Source organism: Lentibacillus songyuanensis, assembly GCF_039548255.1.
GTDB classification, from domain to species: domain Bacteria; phylum Bacillota; class Bacilli; order Bacillales; family Amphibacillaceae; genus Lentibacillus_C; species Lentibacillus_C songyuanensis.
The window spans coordinates 141035-165186 of record NZ_JBCLVH010000003.1; the positions used below are offsets into that span (position 1 = coordinate 141035).

The 24152-nt window shown below is 40.8% G+C and carries 21 protein-coding genes and 1 tRNA gene; 3 read left to right on the top strand and 19 right to left on the bottom strand.

Features of this window, described 5'->3' with window-relative positions; genetic code table 11:
• Positions 1–390: 390 nt before the first annotated feature.
• The 11 genes from WMZ97_RS04760 to WMZ97_RS04810 form a co-directional block, all read right to left on the bottom strand.
• A complete protein-coding gene (locus WMZ97_RS04760) occupies positions 391–1377 on the bottom strand; it encodes an N-acetylglucosamine kinase (protein ID WP_343270930.1) in 987 nt (328 codons plus the stop codon).
• A gap of 26 nt (positions 1378–1403) precedes the next feature.
• Positions 1404–2360 (bottom strand): GNAT family N-acetyltransferase, encoded by a 957-nt coding sequence (locus WMZ97_RS04765; protein ID WP_343270931.1) that lies wholly within the window; start codon positions 2358–2360, stop codon positions 1404–1406.
• Between the two features lie 65 nt (positions 2361–2425).
• The gene (locus WMZ97_RS04770) at positions 2426–3328 is read right to left on the bottom strand and encodes a MurR/RpiR family transcriptional regulator (protein ID WP_343270932.1); all 903 of its coding nucleotides are present in this window, start codon (positions 3326–3328) and stop codon (positions 2426–2428) included.
• A gap of 70 nt (positions 3329–3398) precedes the next feature.
• A complete protein-coding gene (locus tag WMZ97_RS04775; protein ID WP_343270933.1) occupies positions 3399–4448 on the bottom strand; it encodes a serine hydrolase domain-containing protein in 1050 nt (349 codons plus the stop codon).
• Positions 4449–4474: 26 nt separating this feature from the next.
• The gene (gene nagZ, locus WMZ97_RS04780; protein WP_343270934.1) at positions 4475–6064 is read right to left on the bottom strand and encodes a beta-N-acetylhexosaminidase; all 1590 of its coding nucleotides are present in this window, start codon (positions 6062–6064) and stop codon (positions 4475–4477) included.
• Positions 6065–6098: 34 nt separating this feature from the next.
• The gene (locus WMZ97_RS04785; RefSeq protein WP_343270935.1) at positions 6099–7172 is read right to left on the bottom strand and encodes a DUF871 domain-containing protein; all 1074 of its coding nucleotides are present in this window, start codon (positions 7170–7172) and stop codon (positions 6099–6101) included.
• Positions 7173–7314: 142 nt separating this feature from the next.
• Positions 7315–8232 (bottom strand): N-acetylmuramic acid 6-phosphate etherase, encoded by a 918-nt coding sequence (gene murQ, locus WMZ97_RS04790; protein WP_343270936.1) that lies wholly within the window; start codon positions 8230–8232, stop codon positions 7315–7317.
• 12 nt (positions 8233–8244) lie between these two features.
• Entirely contained in the window at positions 8245–9393 is a 1149-nt protein-coding gene (locus WMZ97_RS04795) for an exo-beta-N-acetylmuramidase NamZ family protein (RefSeq protein ID WP_343270937.1), read from the bottom strand.
• A gap of 90 nt (positions 9394–9483) precedes the next feature.
• Positions 9484–10365 carry a carbohydrate ABC transporter permease gene (locus WMZ97_RS04800; protein ID WP_343270938.1) on the bottom strand — a complete coding sequence of 294 codons (882 nt, stop codon included), beginning with the start codon at positions 10363–10365 and terminating at the stop codon, positions 9484–9486.
• Positions 10366–10376: 11 nt separating this feature from the next.
• Positions 10377–11243 (bottom strand): carbohydrate ABC transporter permease, encoded by an 867-nt coding sequence (locus WMZ97_RS04805; RefSeq protein WP_343270939.1) that lies wholly within the window; start codon positions 11241–11243, stop codon positions 10377–10379.
• A 90-nt stretch (positions 11244–11333) separates the two neighbouring features.
• Positions 11334–12656 carry an ABC transporter substrate-binding protein gene (locus WMZ97_RS04810; RefSeq protein WP_343270940.1) on the bottom strand — a complete coding sequence of 441 codons (1323 nt, stop codon included), beginning with the start codon at positions 12654–12656 and terminating at the stop codon, positions 11334–11336.
• 330 nt (positions 12657–12986) lie between these two features.
• Between WMZ97_RS04810 and WMZ97_RS04815 the strand changes: the two genes are divergently transcribed.
• Complete coding sequence (locus tag WMZ97_RS04815) at positions 12987–13589, top strand: C39 family peptidase (RefSeq protein ID WP_343270941.1); 603 nt, start codon at positions 12987–12989, stop codon at positions 13587–13589.
• 134 nt (positions 13590–13723) lie between these two features.
• On the opposite strand, the gene WMZ97_RS04820 is transcribed toward WMZ97_RS04815, so the two are convergent.
• Complete coding sequence (locus WMZ97_RS04820) at positions 13724–14176, bottom strand: flavodoxin domain-containing protein (protein ID WP_343270942.1); 453 nt, start codon at positions 14174–14176, stop codon at positions 13724–13726.
• A gap of 651 nt (positions 14177–14827) precedes the next feature.
• On the opposite strand from WMZ97_RS04820, the gene WMZ97_RS04825 reads away from it, so the two are divergent.
• A complete protein-coding gene (locus WMZ97_RS04825) occupies positions 14828–14968 on the top strand; it encodes a hypothetical protein (protein WP_343270943.1) in 141 nt (46 codons plus the stop codon).
• A 94-nt stretch (positions 14969–15062) separates the two neighbouring features.
• Here WMZ97_RS04825 and selD read toward each other — a convergent pair whose 3' ends face one another.
• From selD to selB, 5 genes are all read right to left on the bottom strand, one after another.
• Positions 15063–16109, bottom strand: coding sequence for a selenide, water dikinase SelD (gene selD / locus WMZ97_RS04830; RefSeq protein WP_343270944.1), 1047 nt, complete (start codon positions 16107–16109; stop codon positions 15063–15065).
• 79 nt (positions 16110–16188) lie between these two features.
• Complete coding sequence (gene yedF / locus WMZ97_RS04835; protein WP_343271095.1) at positions 16189–16416, bottom strand: sulfurtransferase-like selenium metabolism protein YedF; 228 nt, start codon at positions 16414–16416, stop codon at positions 16189–16191.
• Positions 16406–17623 (bottom strand): selenium metabolism membrane protein YedE/FdhT, encoded by a 1218-nt coding sequence (gene yedE / locus WMZ97_RS04840; protein ID WP_343270945.1) that lies wholly within the window; start codon positions 17621–17623, stop codon positions 16406–16408. The genes yedF and yedE overlap by 11 nt, the downstream gene beginning before the upstream one ends.
• 401 nt (positions 17624–18024) lie before the next feature.
• Positions 18025–19413 carry an L-seryl-tRNA(Sec) selenium transferase gene (selA, locus tag WMZ97_RS04845; protein WP_343270946.1) on the bottom strand — a complete coding sequence of 463 codons (1389 nt, stop codon included), beginning with the start codon at positions 19411–19413 and terminating at the stop codon, positions 18025–18027.
• Positions 19414–20054: 641 nt separating this feature from the next.
• A complete protein-coding gene (gene selB / locus WMZ97_RS04850; RefSeq protein ID WP_343270947.1) occupies positions 20055–21947 on the bottom strand; it encodes a selenocysteine-specific translation elongation factor in 1893 nt (630 codons plus the stop codon).
• 437 nt (positions 21948–22384) lie between these two features.
• Here selB and WMZ97_RS04855 point away from each other — a divergent pair.
• A tRNA-Sec gene (locus WMZ97_RS04855) sits at positions 22385–22481 on the top strand.
• Positions 22482–22562: 81 nt separating this feature from the next.
• Here WMZ97_RS04855 and WMZ97_RS04860 read toward each other — a convergent pair.
• Positions 22563–23453 carry a glycine betaine ABC transporter substrate-binding protein gene (locus WMZ97_RS04860; RefSeq protein WP_343270948.1) on the bottom strand — a complete coding sequence of 297 codons (891 nt, stop codon included), beginning with the start codon at positions 23451–23453 and terminating at the stop codon, positions 22563–22565.
• Positions 23454–23488: 35 nt separating this feature from the next.
• On the bottom strand, positions 23489–24070 hold the full coding sequence (gene cudC, locus WMZ97_RS04865) for a choline uptake/conversion transcriptional regulator CudC (RefSeq protein WP_343270949.1): 582 nt from the start codon (positions 24068–24070) through the stop codon (positions 23489–23491).
• Between the last annotated feature and the right edge of the window lie 82 nt (positions 24071–24152).

The window sequence follows — 24152 nt, forward strand, 5'->3', positions numbered from 1 at the left end:
AGGATCGTAGTTCGAATAGCCTGGCTAGACCTTTGTCTTTACAAATATATGTGTCCACTCATTCGGACATTCCTTATTAAAGGCATAAAATAAAACTTCATTCAGGGGGGCGACGCACTCAGACGTGCTAGTGCAGGCAAGGCATAAGGACGTGACAGTTTAACCTGCCCTTTCTCCCTCACTGAGACAGAAGAACAAAGGCTAAGAACTCGAACGTCTGAGTTGCAACGCCTTTGTGACCTGCATCATGCAGGCTGAGAACAGAATCGGACCTTTATCATGCAGTCGACCCTCACTTATTTTTTCGTTACACCTCTAAATCTTCAAGTAGGGGTCCTACTGCCCGTTAAGGGGACAAAAAAAATACAGAACATTGAATGGCGTTCCGTATCAAATGGTATGTATTCTCTTTTTAAAGTTTTCTATAAGATTTTCAATCACCTTGTTGGTTATGGTTATTTCGCACGCTAGATATGCGCCAATAACTGCTCCGCCAACCGGAGGAAGTTTTGGTAACACCATCTCAATTTGTTGGTGCGATTGAAACAAATCCTTTTTTATGTGCTGAGGAATAATAGAAGACTCTGAAAAAATTCCACCGCATAAAACTAATATCGTCTTTTCACCTGAAAAGAGCTTGCGATACAATGTTCTGACACTCCAGCATAACTCACGACTTGCACGATGAATAATCTCCTTGGCAACTGGATCGTTTTGTTTATATGCCTGAAAAACAAGTTTCGCCGCAGCCGCAATTTCTACTTTAGGTATTGCCGAGGAATAGACATGCTGAATAATTTCTTCACCACGTGCGACCCCAAAATACTGCGAAACGATTTTTGTCAATATCGTTTGTTCCCCGCGCCCATCATAGGCTTTTAATACCGCAATAATTCCCTGTTGCCCAATAGCATAGCCGCTTCCTTCATCCCCCAACAAATATCCCCAACCGCCAACTCGTTCACGATGTCTATGTTGGTTTATTCCAAAAGAAATAGCACCGGTACCGGCAATTTGTACCATGCCAGGTTTTCCATACGTCCCGGAATATAGCGCATTTACTGTGTCTATTTCCACCGTAATCGAAGCATTTGCCGGTGAAATTTGTTCCAAACTGAATTGGAGCTGTTTGGCATTTTGAGGGCTGCTGGCACCGGCAATACCGGCAAATACAGTAGTGACCTTTGCGAACGATTCCGAAGCTTGTTTTTTTAAATCAGCGAACAGAAGTTGAAGTGTTTGCTCTAACACTTCTCCGGAAATCGTATTCGGATTTGTTGGACCTGTGCTGGAATACGCATAAATCGATCCTGTATCATCCGCTAATACGGCGTTCGTTTTTGTTCCACCCCCGTCGATGGCAATTATGTGAGGCATTTGTATTCATCCTTTTCTATTAAAAATCAAATCTCTTTTTGATATGACAGATAACTTTTCCAAGGGTGATAACCCAATTTTTTATAAAAATCAACGAGACCTGTCCAATCAATAACAATGCGACGGATGTTCCTTTGTCTTAAGAATGCGAGGCCAGCTTCTACAATCGCAAGACCATATCCTTGTCCACGCTCATTTGCATCAATTCCGAGTGGACCTGCACCGCCCAATTCCTCCTTAAATAATGGAGACCAATAAACATTTTGGGCAATGTACGGAGATTGCCCATCATTTATTCGACAAAATCCAATAATGCGATCGTTCTTTTTTAATACCATAAATTCTCTTCCTGTGCCACCCTTGCGAAAGTAATGGATGGCTTCATATTCCCACCTACCCGGAAAACAACGATGCAAAAATGCTAAAAAATCATGTTGACCCTGTTTTTCTAACAACGCGAATTCTACACCATCAAGCTCCGGCAAGATCTTTCCTTCTTCTATCGTATACTCCCTCATCAAATCATATTCGTTTCCTGTATGCACATACCCTCTTCGCTCAAACCATTTGGCCGTTTCTTGATACTCACCTGGAATCCCAGGAAAATAATGATACGGATCTTTTCCAAGTAAAATCTGTTTGGCCCCCTCGGCTACTAGTTCAGATTCTGCATGATTTAATAATCGTGAACCTATTCCCTGTCCACGTACCTCTTGGTCAACCAAAAGAATCTGAATCCAACCAGTTGTCTCACTCATAGCAATATCGAGGTTTTCTTGCCATCGCTTTGTAATGATAAATCCGATCGGAAAATCTTTTTCATCCACAGCTATGAGAGAACTTTTGAAACAAACGTTTTTATCTTTGAAACTATTTTGCTCAAAGAGTGTCTCCGTCATCGGAAATTCATCACCCAAGTGCCTATTCCATAGCGCTGTCAATGCCTTTAATCTGTTTTTCTTTAATGGAATGAATCTCACCATCTATACTCCTTCATATGGACATATTTTGAAACTAAATAATAGACAATAGCAGACAATTTTCTCCATTATGAATTAGGTTTTTCTGTCTTTTTACCTATGCTATCTTTCATCATGTTTAACTTTAACGAATCAATAGCATTTCTAGTTACTGCCAGATGTTTAACCGTCTCGTCATACGCTAGTGACGCCACACACATAAATAAAATATCAATTACCTGGAGTTGCGCCATGCGTGAAGACATGGCACCACTTCTAAATGTCGGCTCTCTTGTTGCGGATGTATACAAATTGATATCTGCCTGCTCTGTAACCGGGAACTTCCCATATTTTGTCAAACTAATCGTACCCGCACCATTTTCACGCGCGAGCTGCAAGATGTTTGCTACTTCCCCTGTTTCACCCGAAAAAGAGATGCCAACCACTACATCGTTTTTTTCAGCATTAGCAACAAGTGTCGTTGCCATGTGAACATCTTCAAACGCATACGCAGTTTTATTAATCCGTAAAAACTTCTGTTCCGCGTCTTGTGCAATAATACTGGATGCGCCTACCCCAATAAAATGTATTCTTCGCGCTTTTTCTAACAGTTCAACCGCCCGTTCCAATTCGTCAATACTTAGTAGTTCGGCGGTTTCCCGTATTGTTTGGATACTATTATTAGTCATTTTCTCGATAATCGACATAGGTGCTTCATTCGGCTCAATATCCTGGAATCCTGCCTGGGTTGTTTTTTGTAAGTCACCGGCAATTCGTATTTTTAATTCATGGAGCCCTTTTAAATTCAATGATTTGCATAGTCGAATCACTGCCGCACTACTTGTCATACTACGCTTACCCAATTCATTTGCTGTCATAGATATCACTTCATGTGGATGCGCTAAAATATAGTTTGCTATCTTTTCCTCTGAAGGCGGCAAAGATGGTAACATTTCCTTCACTCGCATCAAACCACCAGTCATATAAACCATTACCTCACCTCTATTCGTGTATGATACAAAAATATTGTCCCATTTACCACAAAAATTTTTCTCCAGATTTTTAAAAATTACTTCTAATTATATTATGCAATCGTGGCCTTAAAGAAAGGATATGTGGCTGTCTGCCATAGTGCACACGGTTTGTTAATAGGATAATGTTCAACTTAATGGAAGGGTCAAACCAAATACTTGTACCAGTAAAACCTGTATGACCATACGATTCGTCTGAAAAGTAATCTCCGCAGGAAGCGTGAGTTGGATTTTTTCGCACCCAACCTAAACCACGTTGTTCTTCTCCCTGTTCCGTAAAATTGCATCGTGCCAATTTTAAAGCAGATGCAGATAAGAACCGTTTCCCATTATAAACGCCTTCATTTTCAATCATCTGTGCGAAACGTGTTAAATCATCAATTGTGGAAAACAATCCGGCATGTCCACTAATGCCCCCCATGGATGCTGCGTTCTCATCATGAACCATGCCCACTTTGTAATCATTAAACGCCTCATTAAATTCCGTTGCCGCATACCGTTCCTTGTTAAACGTAGGGCAAAAACCTGTTTCATCCATACCAAGCGGCGAGTAAAATTGTTCGGTTACAAAAGCATCGAATGGCTGTTTCGTTACTTTTTCGATCACATGGTAGAGTAAGATAAATCCTAAATCACTGTAAAGTACACCTGAACCAGTGGTTTGCTCAAGTTCTGTCCGATTTATTTCGTTTAATATAGCCGCTTTATCAAGGTGTTTTTTGTGAAACGGACAGTGAGCTGGTAATCCTGAGGTATGCGTTAATACATGCCGAAGTGTCACCTTTTCTTTACCATTGATAGAAAAATCGGGCAAAAAGCGTGCTACGGGGTCGTCAAGTCTTATTTCTCCAGCATCCATTAGCTTCAACATAGCTGGTAATGTTGCTACCACTTTGGTTAATGATGCTAAGTCAAAGACGGTATCCAATGTCATTGGTACTTTTTTATTTGCATCATGATAACGATATCCAACTGCTTCCCGCAAAATGATTTCACCTTGATGCATCACCTGCACGACTGCTCCAGGCAAGTGGTGTAAGCCAATTTCTTTTTCTAAAAACTGCAGCACTTGTTGTTTCACTTCATTATCCCCCTTCTGGATATGTATCATTTATATCCCAATCCTGAAATGGTAACCGGTAGTCTGCCTTTGGCTTCTTCTTTTCCAAAAATGGCACCTGCAGCTGCTTCTAAGGCGGGAGGGGAATTTTCATAGGTTGAAATATAGGCAGGTACCTCAGGAAAATAACCGAGAACGTATGGATTTCTCATCGCCACAACAACAACTGACACGCCACTTTCTATCAATTTTTTTATAAATATTATTTCGCGACTTCTTGAGGAATTTGTTAATGTGCCTACAATAACTGCATCATATTGTTTTGCCTTCTGTACCATTTGATCCATAGATTGTAGATCATCCATTTGTTTTATGGTGGCGAATGATTGATATTCACGAACGGTCTCACCCAAATTTTTCCCCATGTTATGCTCTTCTTCTACTTGAACCAAGGAGCGGCTTTCTGGGTAAACCGCAAGCACCTTCTGATTTGTACTTAACGGGAGCAGACCATTATTCTTTACAATGGTTACACTATTTTGGTAAACATTTTTCGCGAGTGCTTTATGTTCATTGCCACCCACAAATGCTGGAACGTTTACATTATCAAATTTTATTTTACCCCAAGCAAGATAATTTTCTTTTAACCCTTGGATTCGTTTATTGGCCTCAACGATTAAATCCTGATCAAGAGCGCCTGCATCTATGGCATTTAAGATTGCTTCTATTGCACCTTTTTGCCGTTCAAAAGTGTGGGAAATCATAATGATATCGGCTCCTGCTTTTATTGCAGCAACGGCCCCATTTTCAGTCCCAATTGTTTTTGAAATTGCATCCATTTCCATACAATCTGTGGTTACAACTCCACGATAGCCTAACTTTTCCCTTAATAAGTTTGTAATGATTTTTTTGGATAATGTTGCAGGCAACCCTTCTTTCGGTTCCATTGCTGGAAAATAGATGTGAGCTGACATAATTGTATCGGCACCTGCCGCAATACACTCCTTAAAAGGCTTTAACTCCACTTCTTCCAATCTTTGTAGATCATGTGATATTGTTGGTAGCAGAAGGTGTGAATCAACGTTCGTGTCACCATGTCCTGGAAAATGCTTTAAGGTAGTTACGATCCCTGCATCCTGCATTCCTTTCATTGCTTCTCTCCCGAACTGTGCAACTTTCTCAGCTGATTCGCCAAATGAACGTATACCGATCACCGGGTTGTCTGGATTGTTATTGACATCCAAAACAGGGGCCAAGTTCCAATTTATCCCTAATCCGAGCAATTCTTTTCCTGTGGCAAAACCTATATGATAAGCATTACTGGCATTATCTGTAGCGCCTATTGCCATGGACCCGGGGAATATGGTCGTCCCTTCACCTAAACGGCGTACCATGCCATTTTCCTGATCCACTCCTATTAAAAGTGGATATAGATACCCTGCTTTTTTCGCTTCTCTTTGTAAATCTGTCGTCAAATTTAATATTTCAGAAGGGCTACCAAGGTTACGACTGAATAAAATGATTCCACCTACATGATACCTCTGCATTAATTCTTTCACTTCTGATGTAATCTGCTTTCCTGAAAATCCAACGACCAACAATTGTCCAATAGCTTTGTTTATGTATATCTGGTTCAAATGCAACACCTCTTTATGGATGGGATAACTGTTATCAATTTACTTTTTGTAATAAAACCTTATTGCCCCCACCGACAAAGTCAAGTAAAGGAATGTCCTGCTCGATAATCCTGCCGATTACATTCACTTTATCATCTTGTTTCAGATCGATTCGCGCAATCTGAATTTCTCCTGCATATCGGCCATAATGATCGTTATCTATCGTAATCGATCCTTTTTTGCGACTAACGGTATGATTTGGATGTATATAACCCTTGCCTTGAAGATCAATACGGGAACTGACAAAGCGAATAACATCTCTTGCTGCGTCTGGGCGATTACACTGAACACCTTCCAAATACGTGTGAAAATCAACGAATTCATTCCTGTTTTCACCCCGATAACGAATCGGGATAATGTTGTCAGCGAGGTAAGTAAACCCTTCCATCGTGTCATCATTTAATGAAGGATCTCCGATATATATGGTATCGACAAGTCCATTTTTTCTCAGGTCCAAATAGGCATGGATTGGTGATATATCACGATGTTCTTCCAATGTCGGTAATCCATGGTATAATGGCTGTCTTTTTATACCGTCCCCTGGTATAAATGCTGATACCCCGATTTGATTTCTTTTCAGCAGCTTATTTTTCTGGATGAAAGCATTTCTTGATAATCCAGTTTCTGGCCGAGGGTAAAAATTATGCATGGCCTCTATGTTTTTCGTGTTCAACCCTTTATTAATTAATTCTTGTAGTAATTCCTCTGTTATTGTGCTGGCATTCAAGGATATTTTTATTTTTTTTGATAGATGAACAATTTCTTCCACGCTTAAACCGTCATCCACCCGGAGAGCCATAATCCCCCATTCCAATAATTGGTCGATAGTGTTCACATCCATATTTAGATATGCGAATGACTTTTCAGAGATATCAGCAATTAGCTTCATTTGATGTTTTTTTGCTTCATATCCTAAATGAATAAGTAATTCTTTATACGTCTTTGTATCATCTTCTGGAATATGAAGCGATGTGAATATCGAGGAAAATCCATTTTTGGCTGCTTTTTCAATCCATTTTTGATGAAACGCTTGATTTTCCTTTGATAAGTAAACAGAAGTGCCAATCATTATAATCCCTCCACTTTTAGAACAAATAGCATTGGCTGCTATTTACGGCAAATAGAAATACGATATAACATGAGCCAATCCCAATGGATCAACTCATGTCAGTCTACTTGCGATACTAACTCCAGTTTCAAGTATCTATATGTTAATGATTCTCACTTTGTTTGGCTAATTCAATTGCTTGTCGCACAAATCCATTGGCCTGATCGATATACTTTTTTGCAGCTAAATGTGTAACACCTGTCTTTATCATAACAATTGCCGGCTTCACTTTATAATCTGTTGTCTCCAGGATATCTTCAGACTCTTCGGATGACACGCCTGTTATGGAAGAGACAATACTTTTTGCACGTTCTTTTAATTTGTTGTTACTTACTTTTAAATCGACCATCAGGTTTTCATACACTTTTCCAATTTTAATCATCGATGTTGTTGTGATCATATTCAAAATCAGCTTATGTGCAGTTGCGGCTTTCATCCTGGTTGAGCCGGTCAATATCTCCGGACCCGTTACCACTTCGATTTTAATATCTGCATATTGACTAATTGCAGCATTTTTATTACTGGATAAGCCAATCGTTTTTGCACCTATTTCCTGAGCATATTTCATTGCTCCCGCAACATAAGGTGTTCTGCCACTTGCTGCAATGCCAACCACAACATCCTGTTTCGTTAACTGTCGATCCTGCAAATCTTTTGCACCCAAGCATGGATCATCTTCTGCGCCTTCAGCGGCTTTGACAAATGCCCCGGAACCACCTGCCATAACGGCCTGTACCATTTCCGGCGGCGTGCTAAATGTTGGAGGGCATTCCACAGCATCCAAAACGCCGATGCGTCCGCTTGTTCCAGCCCCAACATAAATCAGTGTCCCACCCTGTTTGAATGCATGATAGATCATATCGACAGCTGTTTCTATTTCCGGCAATACGTCGTGTACTTTCTTTGCTACAATCATATCTTCACGGTTGATCGTCGTTAATATATCCATCGTGGACATATTATCAATATTCATCGAGTGTTGATTTCTCATTTCTGTTGTCAGTGTAGATAATTTGTTCATTCCACTACCATCCTATGTGTATAATAGATAAGGTTCTTTTAATTGTTTAAATGATTCCAACTGTTGGTTGCACGCTTGCAGAAACTCACTTGAACGACCTTTCAGAATATCGTTTCTTAGACGCTTCGTCCCGGCCAACAGATCAAAAAAATACTTTCCGTTTTCACTTTTTAGAAAGTGAAAGTTGTTGGGATACATGCCTGCAATTAACTCAATGAGTTGAATACCGGTCCTCAAGGAATTTAATTGATCCCTGTCGACAATATGCAACTGAACACCATAACAGGTCTGATCTTTATGTTTTTGATAGGTCGGCATAAATGATATCGGACGTGCCAAAACACCTGGGTTTTTCAAACGATTGAACGCTTTTGCCAAATTTTGCCCATCGATATAAGGGGCACCGATCCATTCAAATGGCTTTGTCGTTCCCCTGCCTTCTGATAGATTTGTCCCTTCAACAAGACATGTTCCAGCATATAAAATATTCATTTCAATATTGGTCGTATTTGGGGTCGGGGGCACCCAGAATAAAGGTGTTTCATCAAAATACATATGGCGCTTCCAACCTTGCATCGGAACCACCGTTAATTCACTGTGATATCCAAATGCGTACTTAAATAACAGGGCAAGCTCCCCCACTGTCATCCCATGTCGATTTGGAATCGGAAATAAACCGACGAACGAACGGACATCCTCCTCCACAAGATTCCCTTCCATATGGAGACCAGAAACTGGATTCGGACGGTCCAATACAACAAAATGTTTCCCGTATTCCTTACAAGCCTCCATGACATAAGCCATTGTATAGATAAATGTATAATACCTTGACCCAATATCCTGCAAATCAAACACGATCACATCTACTGGATCCAGCATTGCTTTACTCGGTTTTTTAGATGCACCATACAAGCTGTACACAGGCACATTTGTATATGGATCGATAAATGACTTCACTTCCTCCCCCTCTTTTCCATCTCCACGAATTCCGTGTTCCGGAGCGTAGAGGGCAGACAAATGGATGTCGGGGTGGTCATGGAATAAATCAATGGAAGGAATAAGCTTGCTGTTTACCCCCGTGATGTTGGTAACAAGCCCGATTCGTTTCCCTTTGAACGACTTGTATTGGTCTTTCAGAAAAACATCAAGGCCAAGTTTCATTGTATATCACCCCTTGGACATAATAACTGAGTAATAAATACTTCCTATAGAACAGATATATTTGTGAAAACAATGGAACATTACTTACGATTATCCCTTGACCGCACCCTTCATTCCACTAACAAAATATCTTTGTAAGAACAGAAATACAATAATAATTGGGATAATGGATATGATGGATCCCGCAGCAATCAACCGCCAATCGGAAGAGAATGTTCCCGCCAGCATGTTCACACCAAGCGGCAATGTATACATATTCTGATCATTTACGATAATTAATGGCCATAAAAAATCATCCCAAGCCCCTACAAAAGTAAAAATGGCAAGCGTGACCATGGATGGTCTTACAGAAGGCATGATAATCCGCCGCCAAATCTGGAAACTATTCGCTCCATCCATTCGGGCGGACTCGTCCAGTTCGTAGGGAACCGTTAGCATCCCTTGTCGCATGATAAAAATACCAAATGCTGTTGTGATATGCGGCAAAATCATACCAGCGTAAGTGTTTTGCAATCCTAAATTCAACGCCAAAATATAGATTGGAATCATTAATAATTGAAAAGGAATAATCATGGTACTGATAATTAACACAAAGATAATATTCCGTCCCTTAAACCTCATTCTGGCTAATGGGTAAGCTGCAAGTGAGCAAAACAAAACATTAAAAATAACTGTGAGAACTGAAACGACAGTACTATTAAACAAATATCTCCAAAACGGAAAGGCGTCCATAACCTTCGTGAAATTTGAAAATGTAATATGCTCTGGGATCAAGCGTGGAGGGTATGCAAATATATTTTCCCCTCCTGACTTTAAGGCGGTTGATAAAAGCCATAGAAAAGGACCTACCATACCAACCGCGATAATCAAAAGCAGAATATAAAGAAAAATATTCTTGATGGCTTTGGTAAGTTTAGCCTTTGTTGTCTTCTTTTGTCTTAATTGAATATTGCTCGTTGAAGAAATAGCCATTCAACTTCCTCCTAAGCGGTTTTATCTTTGCCTAAAAATTTGAGATTAAGGATGGACAACACAAGCGTAATCAAGAATAATATAACACCTGCAGCACTGGCATACCCCATATTCAACTTATCAAAAGCTTCGTTATAGATATAAAAAACCAGCGTTTCTGAACTGTGAAGTGGTCCACCTTGCGTCATAACAAAAACCTCTTCAAAAACCTTCATCGCTGCGATCGATGACATCACGGATACGATCAGAACAGAGGGCATTAGTTGTGGAATGGTTACCCGAGTAATTTTTTGCCACCAATTTGCACCATCGATGTCTGCAGCCTCATATAAGTCAGGAGAAATCGACTGCAAACCGGCAAGATAAATAATCATATAATACCCAAGGCCTTTCCAAATAGTAACCACCATAACAGCAATTAAAGCAGTTGATGTAGAGGACAGCCAATGAATCGGTTCATTAATAATCCCCAATAAATCCAGCACATAGTTGAGCAGACCGTTTTCCTTATACATCCAGTCCCAAGCGATTCCAACAACTACAATGGATGTGACGACGGGAATATAATAAGCTGAGCGGAAAAAGCCAATCCCTTTAATTTTCTGGTTAACTAAAACCGCAAGAAAAATAGGTATAATAACGAGAGATGGTACCGCAACGATCAAATAAATCAACGTATTTTTTAACGTCTTCCAGAACAATTCATCCTGAAACAATGTTGCATAATTGTCAATTCCTACAAATTCCGGGTCTTGAACGAAATTATAATCCATAAAACTAAGCCGGATCGCGTTTAACATTGGATAAAAGATAAACGCTCCCAAAATTACACATCCCGGAATTAAAAACAGATAGGGAGTGAGTCTGTTTCTCTTCATACAGTTACCTCCAACAACGAAAGAGAATTATGGAAGGCAAAAAGAAAAAGGAGATCTCCGCAATTCTTTTTGCCTATATCAAATTAAAATCTACTCTGCCAAAATCTCATTAAAGGCACTTTCAGCCTCTTCTAGCGCATCTTTCGGACTTTTCTCGCCAAGCATTGCCTTTTGCAGGGCATCATAAAATGCTTGCTGCAGGTCATCCACTTTTTCTTGGTTTCCATGCGTATTCACTAGCGATTCTGCGTGACCCAACTGTTCTGCCCCTACAAGTCTTGCTTCATCGATCGGTTCTGGATCATCCGGGAGTTCACTAAAATACGGATCATCAAGCGCTTCTGTTACCGGTGGAAAGACAGGTGTTTCTTTTGCAAAGTCAACTGTGTTTTTAGCATTTGTGATAAACATGGCCAACTTAACTGCTGCATCCTGATGTTCACTGGTTTCAGGGATAACAAGTCCTTGCGTTGTCAAACCGATTTTTCCAGCGTCACTTAAAAGAGCGGGCGAAACTTTCGTATTTTCATAGACATCTGGTGCGTTCGCTTTCACTTGAGTTAAAAATTGCATTCCTTCGTTAAAGATAGCAGCCTCTCCGGAAGCATAGATGTCAATCCCTTTGCGCTGATCATCAGTGATCAAAGAGTGCGGAATAATTTCATCTTGATACAATTTGGTAAAGTATTCAAACATATGCAAACCCTCAGGTGTATTAAACGACGCTTTTGTACCTTCATCATTAATGATGCTACCATTGAACATGGTCATATATTGCAAAGGCATCGACAGGTCGAGTGAAGGATACAATCCATATTTTCCCGTTTTGTCTTTAATGGTTTTACCCATATCTGCAGCTTCATCAAATGTTTCCGGTGGATTATCGGCGTCAAGGCCTGCCTCTTTCAATATTTCAGTGTTATACATCGTTACATCCATGGTCAAATACCAAGGAATTCCAAATGTTGTTTCCCCATCCTCCGTTGTATACGCCTTCCAAGCACCTTCAATATATTGATTTTTTTGGTCATCTGTCAGCGCATCATTCATATTAACAAGCGCATCCATCTCAACTAGCTTATGTGAAAATCCTACAGGCAGATTGACAAGATCCGGCGCTGTTCCCGCAGATACTGCACTTATCATTTTGTCTTTCAGATCACTTGCCGGTACATCCAGCCAGTCTACTTTAATGTTTGGATTTTCTTCTTCAAAATCCGCAATCATCCCCTCAATAAAATCAGTGAAATCCGGTTTTAGCTGCATTGTCCAAAATTCAATCGTCTCTCCCTTATCACCATCCGAACCGCCATTATCCTTCGACTCGGAGTCTTTGGAAGAATCGATGCATGCTGTGAACAATACGAGTACAAAACTTAGCAACATAACAATTAGTGCATGCTTCTTTTTCATTTTCATCTTCCCCCTTATTTTTTAAAATAGACATGTGTGACCAGCATCATCTTGTGTATTCCTAGCATTCATCACTCCTTTGAAACCCCTTTCATAGAAAAATAATCTGAAAGGATTCCCCTATCATTTAACATTATCATATAACATATAATTACATAAATCAATTAAAAAAAGTAAAATTTCATTTTAGTCCATTATTAAAAAGTATAGCTCATTCGATTAATCATTAACCAGAAACATTGATTTCCTTGATGTTTCCAAGCATTTATTTTTTTCATCATCCTATTGTTAATTTTTGTTGTATAATAAATGCCTAAAGGGAGTGATAACATGGAATATACGGTAAAAATCACTGGAGTTCCTACTATGAATCAATATCCAGAACTGCCAACCGGCTGTGAAGCGACATCTCTAGCAATGCTGCTTGGTTGGGCAGGGGTATCTGTTAGTAAGTATGATGTGGTTAAGAAATTGCCAAAAGGAGAGAAAGTAAGATTAATAGATGGTAAATGGTGTGGTGCAAATCCGGATGAACATTTTGTCGGTGACCCCTATTCAGATGATGGCAGTTTCGGTGTTTTTGAAGCGCCGATTCTAGCAACGATTGATATGTTCCTTCCCGGAAAAGGAATTGATCTAACCGGACAAGATTTTGATGAACTGCTTGATATTGTTCGTTCGGGAAAACCGGTTATGGTCTGGACCACCATTAATCAAAAAGAAACCTACCATAGTAAATCCTGGCAGGATGAAGCGGGTAACTCAATCGATTGGTATTGTAATGAACATGCGGTCGTACTTGTTGGATTCAATAAAGCTCATACAATCGTTCATGATCCATATACCGGTCAGGAAGAACACTATGACAGACAATTATTTGAACGTAATTGGGCATCCATGAGAAAGCGTGCTGTAACTGTGAATGTGGAATAATAAAAATGAGGGTGTTTTGAACAACTCGTGCAATATTTTTTGATTTCGGCTAGATAGATCACGCCGCCGTTGGTATACTCGTAAGGCCTATTTTTTACTCCAAACAAAATAAGGGGCTCCTATCACAGCCCCCTTCACATTTTCGCAAGCTGTTCCAAAAATCCAGCGGCAAAATGCTTACAATCTTCAATATCTTTATCATTAGGCTCTAATTCAACCTTCAATTTTTCCTCGTACATCGAACCACCAATTTCCGGAACCCTAGCAGCAATGGTCTCCAGCGCAGCACCGTAGGAATCATAAAACGAATCACACGAACCAAACACCCCGACAAGCTTCCCTGTCAAATCAACATCGTCCAGATCTTCATAAAAATCTTCTACTTCATACGGTAAATCATCATCCCACGTATAGGAACCGATTAATATTCCATCATAATCGAGCAATTCCTGAACGTCAATCGCATCAAAGTCAAACGATTTCCGCACCAATTCATGGCCAGCACCTTGAACATAATCACCAATTGCATCGGCCATCATTTCCGTGCTGCCCGTCATACTAGCATCCATCAACATAATTTTTGCCATTACAACAACCCCCAAATTAGATAAAGTAGCTTAATTTCATTTTACTTGATAATGATAATTATTTTCAATTAAAATAGCCATTGTTCACAAAAAGGCAAAAAATAGTATGGCAATGCTGTGACATTTTATACACGCTTCTTTTTATGGTCATCATCACAGAAAATCGATATAATAGTAGATACAACATTCAAGCTATCACAGCATTTAGATAAAGTGAAACTTCATTAAGTGGGGGCTCTGACGAATGCAGACGTGCTAGTGTAGGTGTCGCTACAGGACGTGGTGTTCTTTGCCTGCCCTTCCCCCCACTTAATGTTAGTTGAACAGAATCGGACCTTTACGGGCAGTTGACCCCCACTTATCTTTTTTAGTTCCACCTCAAAATCTTGAAGTGGGGGTCTTACTGCCCGTTAAGGCGGGATAAAGTGAAACTTCATTAAGTGGGGGCTCTGACGAATGCAGACGTGCTAGTGTAGGTGTCGCCACAGGACGTGGTGTTCTTTGCCTGCCCTTCCCCCCACTTAATGTTAGTTGAACAGAATCGGACCTTTACGGGCAGTTGACCCCACTTATCTTTTTTAGTTCCACCTCAAAATCTTGAAGTGGGGGTCTTACTGCCCGTTAAGGCGGGATAAAAGGAGACTATACAGAATGATCAAAGTTAAAATGAACGTGCAAACTGCTTATCATGGTGATTTATTGCGGGCAGGAAAAGAATATGACATTGACGAAGAAACGGCAAAACGCTGGATTGCCAGTAAAATTGCTGAGGCAGTAGATAAGGAATTGTAAACATTTTCGAATCTATTCACTACACTAAAAAGGTGCCGATCCTTAAATAAGGAATCGACACCTTCCATACGTTAAATTGCCCGCCCAAATCGTTTCAGACAACTCTAATACGTCCAGAATTTTCACTGGTCACTTCGCCAATAATAGCGGAACCAACGTTATTTTCCCGCAACTCCCGATTTAGCCGCTCAGCTTCCAATTCAGGCACGGAAATAAGCAACCCACCTGAAGTCACCGCATCGCAAAGAATTAACTGATCGATGTCACTAATAGAATCATCATATTCAATTCGATCAGCCAGCCATTGACGATTTTTCTTCGTACCACCTGGAATAACGCCTTGTTCTGCAAACTGTTTTGTTTTTTCCAGAATTGGTATTTTTTGATTGAATACGTTTATACCAACGCGGCTTCCCTCAGCGATTTCCAATGTATGACCAAGCAAGCCAAAACCGGTAACGTCTGTACAAGCATGAACAGTATAACGTTCCATGATCTGGGCAGCGTCTTTATTTAATGTCGTCATAACATCAATAACTTCCTTTTGTTCATTCGTAGCCAGTAGGCCATTCTTAATCGCTGTGGTTAAGATGCCAACGCCGATTGGTTTAGTTAAAATGAGCCGGTCGCCCGGTTTCGCTCCTGCATTGGTTCGAACCCGTTCAGGATGGATCGTGCCTGTAACGGACAGCCCAAACTTTGGCTCTTGATCATCAACGGAATGTCCACCAACTAGCACGGCACCTGTCTCAGCAACTTTATCAGCTGCACCAGCCAGAATATTCGCCAGTATACTTTTGTCAAGTACGTTAACCGGAAAGCCAACAATGTTCATCACGGTTATCGGTTTTCCGCCCATGGCATACACATCACTTAAGGCATTGGCGGCTCCAATTTGGCCAAATATGTAAGGATCATCTACTATTGGAGTGAAATAATCTAGTGTTTGAACGAGCGCCATATCATCATTGATTTTGTAAACGCCCGCATCATCGGGAGTATCTAAACCGACGAGCAAGTTTGGATCGGATACAGATTGTGGTAAATGACGCAAAACTTGCGCCAGGTCATCAGGACCAATTTTGCAGCCTCAACCACCTTTGCTCGATAAAGCAGTTAACTTAATTGCTTCTTTAGACATACAAACATCCCCCTTTCATAAAGGGAAGTATAAGCGAAACGAAAACCTTCGTCAACTATTCCCCAGTTTTTCTATGTTCTTATCCATAAACATAAAATAAAAATTCCTGTTCATTTTTCACAGGATCACTAGCAAATTGATACCCTTGCTTGGTTACCTCTTCAGGAATATTTCTGAAAGATGAAGGGCAATCGGTAATGATTTTAAGAAGCTGTCCCTTTTCCAAATCCTTGAGTGTGTCCAGTGTATAAATTACTGGATAGGGACAGGATTCACCACGTAAGTCCAACGTAAAGTCAGCTTGCATTTGTTCCAGCATGGGCTTTTCCTCCTTTTTTTATTTTCCACCCTTGGTGATAATTATGTTCCCGTATGATCACAATGACATAAGCAACCACAAGCATAACCAATGTCGCAATAATGGCGCCAATAGGACCAATGGAGTCTACTAGGTTCATCTTTGCTCCGCTTGCAACAAGCACGTTATAAATACCAAGATGATCCCAGGCAAACGCAAGAAAGGTTGCACCAATGATATTTCCGGCAAATACGGTCAAATATAAAACTTGCCCCTCCATCATCCGATACATCATGCCTGTTTCGCAGCTCGAGGCCATAACAATACCCAGTCCAAATAGCATACCGCCGATAAACGTGCTTGGAGCGGCAATTTGTGTAATTGGCGGTATGCCATAGAAAGCAATCACAATGATCGTCAGCACTGAGCTAATCGCCATCCCGACAATAATCGCTTTAGCCATCGTGCCGCGGCCCAACATCCACAAATCACGAAATGCAGATGTGAAACAAATTTGTCCCCGTTCGATTAAGATACCGAAGAACGCACCAAACAAAGCACCGAAACCTAATAACGTATGTCCTGTAGCAAAAAAAGCTACAATTAATGCTGTATACATAACAGCAATAATGCCCCCGATAAACGGCTGTTTCTTCTTGGATTTTTCAGCACTTGGCTTTGCATTTCCCTTCATCAGAACAGGTTTGCCTTTCCACCATCGCATTTGGACAATCTTTGCTCCAAAATACGTACCTACCCCTGTCGCAATAATAAAAATCCATGAATGCAAAGAAAATTGAGGTACCCCAGTAAAAAAAGCGGCCAAGTTGCACCCTATTGCCAGGCGAGCACCGAACCCAGCAATAATACCGCCAGCAAGTCCTTGTATGTAACGGCGTTTTTGACGCGGGATACGGATTTTAAAATTATTACTCAACAAAATCATAATCAATGCACCGATGAACATGCCCCAAATCATCCATCCATCTGGCCGGGTCCATGTCGTCTTATCCATATGGATCATATCAAAATAAGCCCACCCGGTAATATCCACTCCAAAAATACCAAGAAATTCTCCGCCCAGCCGCGTGAATTCGCCAGTTACAGCCCATACCGCTCCAGTAAAACCAAAATACAAAGCACTCAGGATTCCCGCCAGGATAAGTGTACTGTAAGGACTCCAGTAATGCTGAAATATATTTTTAAAACGATTCATCTATTGTACCTCCCTAGTCGGAAAACGAACAAATGCTATAATTGCAATCCACCCACACAATTACTTTTTCAATGCTAGTATGCATACTTTTAAATATAGACGTTACATTCATTTTCCTGTTAACGTGGTTCATAAGAGACCACCGTTTCCTCTTGGTCCACAACTCGACTCTCAGAAATCCACAATTATCGATTTTTCGATGCAAGCACTTCTTGGATCAATTTTCTCTTTATACACAGCTATTATTATACGCCCACTACTTTCTTTTTTTCAATAAGCAAAAAGATACCATCAGAAAATAGATTTCCCGCTTTTTGGCCAGTTTTTGGCCAGTCAAAGCGGGGATACTTCGAAATGACTTAAATATATAACAGCTTGTTCTGCTCTTAACGTTTTAATGATTACATATGAACAAAATGTTCGATAAGCAGCGGTATTTCTTCTTCCGTTATCGTGCGAAAATCAAGAAGGACCTGGTCATTTTTAATCCGGGCAAGAACCGCAGTTTCACCTGTACGCAGTCGTTTGAAAATCTGCTGCGTACTCAACTGCACGTGACCTACCGTACAAACAAGCGTTGGAATCTCAATACCAGGCATTGTTCCTCCACCAATTTGTGACGTATCTTCTTTACAGTCCAACCGCCAATCATTATTCTCATGGCCCACGCCATTGATAAATGTATCGATTCGTTTTTTTATTTCAGACAATGGAAAAGAAATATCACGAATTGCAGGAATCTGTTCAACGTCTCCCTTAAGGTAACTTTTCACTGTTGCCTCAAGAGCAGCCAAAGTCATTTTATCTACACGTAAAACGCGTGCCAGCTGATGTCTTTTTAGTTTTTCTATTACATTTCTTTTTCCAACAATAATCCCCGCCTGCGGACCACCTAATAGCTTATCACCACTAAATGAAACAATATCAACCCCACTTTTAAGCACATCGGATACCACTGGTTCATTTCCGATCTCAAACCGGTGAAGTGCACCGCTTCCCAAATCTTCATATACACACAGGCGATGATCCTGTTTTGCCAAGTCAACCAACTCAGCTGATTCAACAGCATGTGTAAAGCCAACTGTCCTAAAGTTACTCGTATGTACTTTCATCAACATGACGGTTTGCTCATTAATGGCTTGCTCGTAATCATACAAATGTGTTTTATTCGTCGTACCAACTTCCCTTAACATTGCGCCACTTTCCTCCATGATGGATGAAATTCGAAATGAACCGCCAATTTCAACAAGTTCACCACGGGAAATAACCACTTCTTTTCCCTTTGCTAATGCCCGTAGTATCAAATAAACGGCTGCTGCATTATTATTCACCACCATTGCCGCTTCTGCACCAGTAATCTCGGTTAATATCGATTCAATAATGCTATGTCTGGAACCACGCTTACCTTTTTCCAGATCATATTCCAGATTTGTATAATGCTTTGCTGTTAAAACAACTTGTTTGATAGCTTCCTCACTCAGTTTCGCTCGTCCTAAGTTTGTGTGAAGAATCGTTCCTGTTGCATTAATTACATGGCGTATACGATAGTGCTGTGACAAAATAGACTGTTGCTCTAGCAGGTTAAAAATATAATTGGTAAAATCAGCCTTGGACATGGCTTCTTTCTGCCAATTACCATCAATAATCTGCTGACGTATATCATGAATGACATCCTGCGCCATTTCCGTTAATTTTTGTCCGGAAATATTGTGTTTTGTAGATAACGCGATAAAGCGTTGATCTTTTTGTATGACATGAATAGCAGGCAGTTCCCGAAGATGTATATTCATCAACAATCCTCCTTAGAAATTCCAATTGTGAATTGACAGGGGCATTTGATTTTTTGGAAAGACTCTTTTACATAGTTGATGGAAACTTTGACATAAAATGAGATGGTGGTTAAATTGCCGCTACGGAAAAACACGAAGCTTTTTAGGGGGGTGGCTGGTGAGCCTCGGGCCAACACGATGTTGGTCATGAAGGCGTTGCGACAGGACGTCGCGCACTTAGCCTTCCAACCTTGCTTGTGACGAATTCTGGGGGTCTCACCTATGCCATTCCTCCCAATATGATGGAAGGCCGACTAAGAACGGACTTTGCATCCAACGTCGGCATACTCCTTTGAAGGGGCATGTTTTTCCTTCACTGATATGGTATGTGCCATTTTTTATAAATAGCCTGACCAGTCTGGGATCGCTACGAGCAGTGACTCCAGCGGGAAAGCGAAGACGATGAGACTCCGCAGTGAGCGTTCTTTGCGATCGAGGAGGCTCATCCGCGAGCCCGCGGAAAGCATCCGCCCGGAGCGCTCCCGGACGGCGACATTAGCACACTTACTAGGAAACCAACATTCCCTACACTTGTGTCACAGTCTATGGATTTTATGTCAAAAACAACAATCTAAACGAAAACAACCTTTTGGAAACTCAAATTACTTTACCCATTTTCGTTTATCATTAACTCTCAATGTTAGTCTGTATTGATCAAGAAGTTCCAAAAACGGTACTAAATATTTGCGCGACACATTCAACGCATCCTTGGCCTCTTTCAATTCAAACGTGTCTTCGGTTTTGGTTTTTAATGTCGATAAAGCTAGCGCAAACGCAGTATGATGGATGAGCAGATCATCAGTTAAAACATACGCTTGTTTCGTGTGGATAAGATAGTTACCCAGTTCCGCAGCACCCTTTTTCGATAGTGATGTATTCTTGACGTAATCATTCCATTTCCTTACAGTCAACCCATCCAGTTGAAGCTGATTAATGATTGCTTCCATTTGCACCTTCCACTCTTTTGGTAAATGAGAGGAAAAACCCGATAAGGCAAGGAACTGTTTGTCTTTAGCGATGTCACCAGAAGCTACCAGCATGTCGATCATATATTGAATAAACGCCTTGGGATACTGCTTGCTAAATGATTGGACAATTTCTGCTTTACTTATACCCGGCCGCATTGGATAGGCGTCATGGTAATTTTCCAATAGCTGTTTAATTTCTTCCTTCATCATTTTAGCATGGGTTTTTAGACCATACTTATTCCCGATCTGAAGCAGCAGTCCTTTTTCCTTTCCTTTACGAAGGGTAGCGATCAATGCTGGTTCGTCGAGCGATGTATACTGAATCAACTGCTTCCTATCCAGTAACTTATGATTCATTAACACTTCTGTAACGATCATTTCGGGTGTTCCCTCTTTTCGCTGTCGCAGCATTTCGATCGTCGCTTCACCAAAGCGGTATTTGCCACCTTTAGGCTCAATGACCCATCCGCCTCCGAGTGTTTCAACAGGAGTGGGGCGCCGCAAAATAAACCGGTCGCCACGACGGACAACAATGTCTTCGTCTAATCGCACCTGACATAGAACAGGTTCGCTAGCCCGCCACACTTCATTGCGATCAAAAAAGACAATTTTGCCCATTACCTCGGATGTGCCCACATGAACTTTCACTGGTACTCGCTGTTTAACAGATGAAATTAAATCATCCACAAATTGTAAACTTACGTCAATCGTATTTGTTACCAAAAAGTGATCCGAGGTGACCAGTACATCTCCACGCTGGATCTTCTCTCTATCCATGCGACCTAGATTGATTGCTGTCCGCTGACCGGCTCGTGCTTCATCTTTATCCTGATGATGGACTTGGATACGACGCGATTTAACCTTGTACCCTTTAGGCAGTATCGTCAACTGACTATCTTTTTTTACAACGCCTTCATAGATCGTCCCTCTAACGATTGTTCCCTGCCCCCGTACTGTAAACACTTGATCAATCGGCAAGCGAAATGAGCCATGTGCATCTCGTCCCCCTACCTGTTCCAATTCAGAGGAAATCGTTTGCTTTAACGTATCAATTCCCTTGCCGGATACACCGTCAACACAAACCAACGGTGCCTCGGCAAAAATGGTTCCTGCCAGCCCTTCCTTGATATCTTCCGTCACCATATCTAACAATTCATCATCAACACGATCGATTTTAGAAACAGCAACAATACAACGTTCAATGCCAAGGAACCCTAAAATTTCCAAATGCTCTTTTGTCTGCGGCATCATACCTTCATCTGCAGCAATTACCAGGACAGCCATGTCAATGCCAGCAACACCGGCAATCATCTGGCGAATAAATCGCTCGTGTCCAGGTACATCAATAATGGAAACGTGACATCCATTTTTTATCTCGAATGGGGCATACCCTGACTCAATTGAAATTTTACGCTCTTTTTCTTCCTTTAAATGATCGGTGTCAACGTTAGTTAACGCTTTTGTGAGCGTTGTTTTGCCATGATCAATATGGCCAGCCATACCAATAGTAAAGCAGGTATCATCCATTTCGCTTTCCCCTCTCACCTTACATTTCATAATTCCTTCTACTTTTAAAAGGTACAGAGATTTTAAAACTATTAGTTCATTAATCTGTGTCTGTCTTATCCTGCTATTTGATTTCATACTCGTAACTTGAATGTAACACATATTTTAGCGAAAGAGAATTTCAATGAATTCGATAAAGTACAACTATATCCTGCAGGCCCGAACAGAATCAGACCTTTTTCATGCAGTTGACCCCAATTATCGTTTTTAGTTCCATCACAAAATCTTGAAGTGGGGGTCTTACTGCCCAATAAGGCGGGATAAAACGAATCGTGCTCTTTTCTTTAATATATGTTAAAATTACTTTTGCGATCGCTCGCTATTGAATGGTTACAATTACTAGAGATCGAATCATAACTACTTGTTGTGTCGATATCAAACTGCGAACGTTTACACATGGGATTGGATGAGTGACTGGTGTCCTCCTGGGTCTTCAAAACCCTGAGGGAGGCGCGTGCCGTCTTCGGTGGGTTCGATTCCCACACGGTCCCGCCAGACATTAACGTTAAAATAGCTTAGAAACGCTACAAATAAAAGCTAAAAAGGTGCCACAAATGCGGCACCTTTTCTCAATTCCTATTTCTCCAACCATGTATCAACCAAATCCTGATTCTTCTCTACCCATTTGGCTGCACCATCTTCTGGATCATCTGCATCGTTGATCATACTCATTAGCTCACCTATTTGATCATCATCCATTTTCCAGTTTTTCAACCATTTGTCTACCTCTGGAAAATCATCAGCAAATCCATGGCGAGTAGCATGATAAATAGCTTCTGCATCGCCATAAACGTTTTTCGGGTCATCCAAATACTTCAGGTCCATTTCAGAAAACACGCGGTGTGGATTCCAGAGCGGAGCAACAATAGGCTTGTGATCGTCTATCGCCTTGCCGATCGACGCAATCATTGCTGCTTCGGAACTTTGGATCAATTCAAAGTCAAGATCATATGCATCAATCATTTCTTTGGTTACGACCATTGTTCCAGCTCCAGGTTCAAATCCCGTTATTTCGCCATTAAATTCATCCTTATGAGCATTCAAATCCTCGATACTATTAACATCATCCATGTATTCCGGAACAACTAAACCGACTTTGGCATTCTCATACCAGGATTCCTCTGAAAAATTGGCATCATCTTTATATTTCTCTAAATAACTGGCATCCTGGATTGGCAGCCATACCTCAGGACTGACATCCAAGTCCCCTTGTGCAACACCGGCCATCTGTGCTCCCATATCCAATAATTCCAATTTCAAATTGTAGCCTTCCTCTTCCAAAATAACCTTCCACATGTTTGTAACAGCGATATTCTCTGCCCAGTTGATTTGCCCCATTTCAATTGTCTTCTTCCCAGAAGATTTTTCACTTGAATCCTTCTGTGTACCATTGCTTGTGTTTCCACATGCCGTAAGCACCATTAATAGAATGAACAGAACAAACACACTCAGCTTTTTAAAAAACATTAACATACCTACCCCTTTTTCCTGTTGATATAAAATTATTTGTCTTCATCTTCTGGATTTTTCGGTAAAAATTTAAAAATCTCCCCTGTCCGGATGCTGGCCGTTAATCGCTCCAGCCAGTGATAATATACTTTTGATGATTCAAGTAAATCATAATCCGTCTGCACTTCTTTTCGTATATCTGCTGTAACGGTATCATCTTCCAAAATTTCCTGCATATCTGCTTGAGCTTGGTTGACTGCTTCCATATTCATATTTACTTCTCGCTCCCACATCTGACAATAAAATGACATAAATGAACGGAAAAAGTCCTTTTCGGCAACATACGTATGCTTTCTAGAACCGCGCTGGAATGTTTTTTTTACCATTCCATTATCTTGAAGTTTGCGGACACTTGTACTCATGCTCGGTTTACTCATCCCCAGCTCCTGACGCATGTCATCCAGATTCATTTGCTCTTTAAAATACATCATCGCGTACAATTTTCCAGCGGACGGTGTCACACCGTACAAGTCCATCGTTTCCGAGATAGCACCAATCACTTGATCCTTTGCTTCTTCAAACTTCTGTCGCATTTGTTCATCATGTGCATGATGTTCTTCTTGCTCATCCAGCATTTCTTCACCTCCATAACATTCGATAAATTAAGTTTGTTAAATTACTTTTTTACAAATTTAATGATAGTGGTTTTTAAATCTA

Bases quoted from the DNA above. Each gene is read 5' to 3' on its own strand.
- WMZ97_RS04760 (WP_343270930.1), bottom strand. From the start codon at position 1,377: ATGCCTCACATAATTGCCATCGACGGGGGTGGAACAAAAACGAACGCC.
- WMZ97_RS04765 (WP_343270931.1), bottom strand. From the start codon at position 2,360: ATGGTGAGATTCATTCCATTAAAGAAAAACAGATTAAAGGCATTGACA.
- WMZ97_RS04770 (WP_343270932.1), bottom strand. From the start codon at position 3,328: ATGGTTTATATGACTGGTGGTTTGATGCGAGTGAAGGAAATGTTACCA.
- WMZ97_RS04785 (WP_343270935.1), bottom strand. From the start codon at position 7,172: ATGATTGGCACTTCTGTTTACTTATCAAAGGAAAATCAAGCGTTTCAT.
- murQ (WP_343270936.1), bottom strand. From the start codon at position 8,232: ATGAACAAATTATCTACACTGACAACAGAAATGAGAAATCAACACTCG.
- WMZ97_RS04795 (WP_343270937.1), bottom strand. From the start codon at position 9,393: ATGAAACTTGGCCTTGATGTTTTTCTGAAAGACCAATACAAGTCGTTC.
- WMZ97_RS04800 (WP_343270938.1), bottom strand. From the start codon at position 10,365: ATGGCTATTTCTTCAACGAGCAATATTCAATTAAGACAAAAGAAGACA.
- WMZ97_RS04805 (WP_343270939.1), bottom strand. From the start codon at position 11,243: ATGAAGAGAAACAGACTCACTCCCTATCTGTTTTTAATTCCGGGATGT.
- WMZ97_RS04810 (WP_343270940.1), bottom strand. From the start codon at position 12,656: ATGAAAAAGAAGCATGCACTAATTGTTATGTTGCTAAGTTTTGTACTC.
- WMZ97_RS04815 (WP_343270941.1), top strand. From the start codon at position 12,987: ATGGAATATACGGTAAAAATCACTGGAGTTCCTACTATGAATCAATAT.
- WMZ97_RS04820 (WP_343270942.1), bottom strand. From the start codon at position 14,176: ATGGCAAAAATTATGTTGATGGATGCTAGTATGACGGGCAGCACGGAA.
- WMZ97_RS04825 (WP_343270943.1), top strand. From the start codon at position 14,828: ATGATCAAAGTTAAAATGAACGTGCAAACTGCTTATCATGGTGATTTA.
- yedF (WP_343271095.1), bottom strand. From the start codon at position 16,416: ATGCAAGCTGACTTTACGTTGGACTTACGTGGTGAATCCTGTCCCTAT.
- yedE (WP_343270945.1), bottom strand. From the start codon at position 17,623: ATGAATCGTTTTAAAAATATATTTCAGCATTACTGGAGTCCTTACAGT.
- selA (WP_343270946.1), bottom strand. From the start codon at position 19,413: ATGAATATACATCTTCGGGAACTGCCTGCTATTCATGTCATACAAAAA.
- selB (WP_343270947.1), bottom strand. From the start codon at position 21,947: ATGGATGATACCTGCTTTACTATTGGTATGGCTGGCCATATTGATCAT.
- WMZ97_RS04860 (WP_343270948.1), bottom strand. From the start codon at position 23,453: ATGTTTTTTAAAAAGCTGAGTGTGTTTGTTCTGTTCATTCTATTAATG.
- cudC (WP_343270949.1), bottom strand. From the start codon at position 24,070: ATGCTGGATGAGCAAGAAGAACATCATGCACATGATGAACAAATGCGA.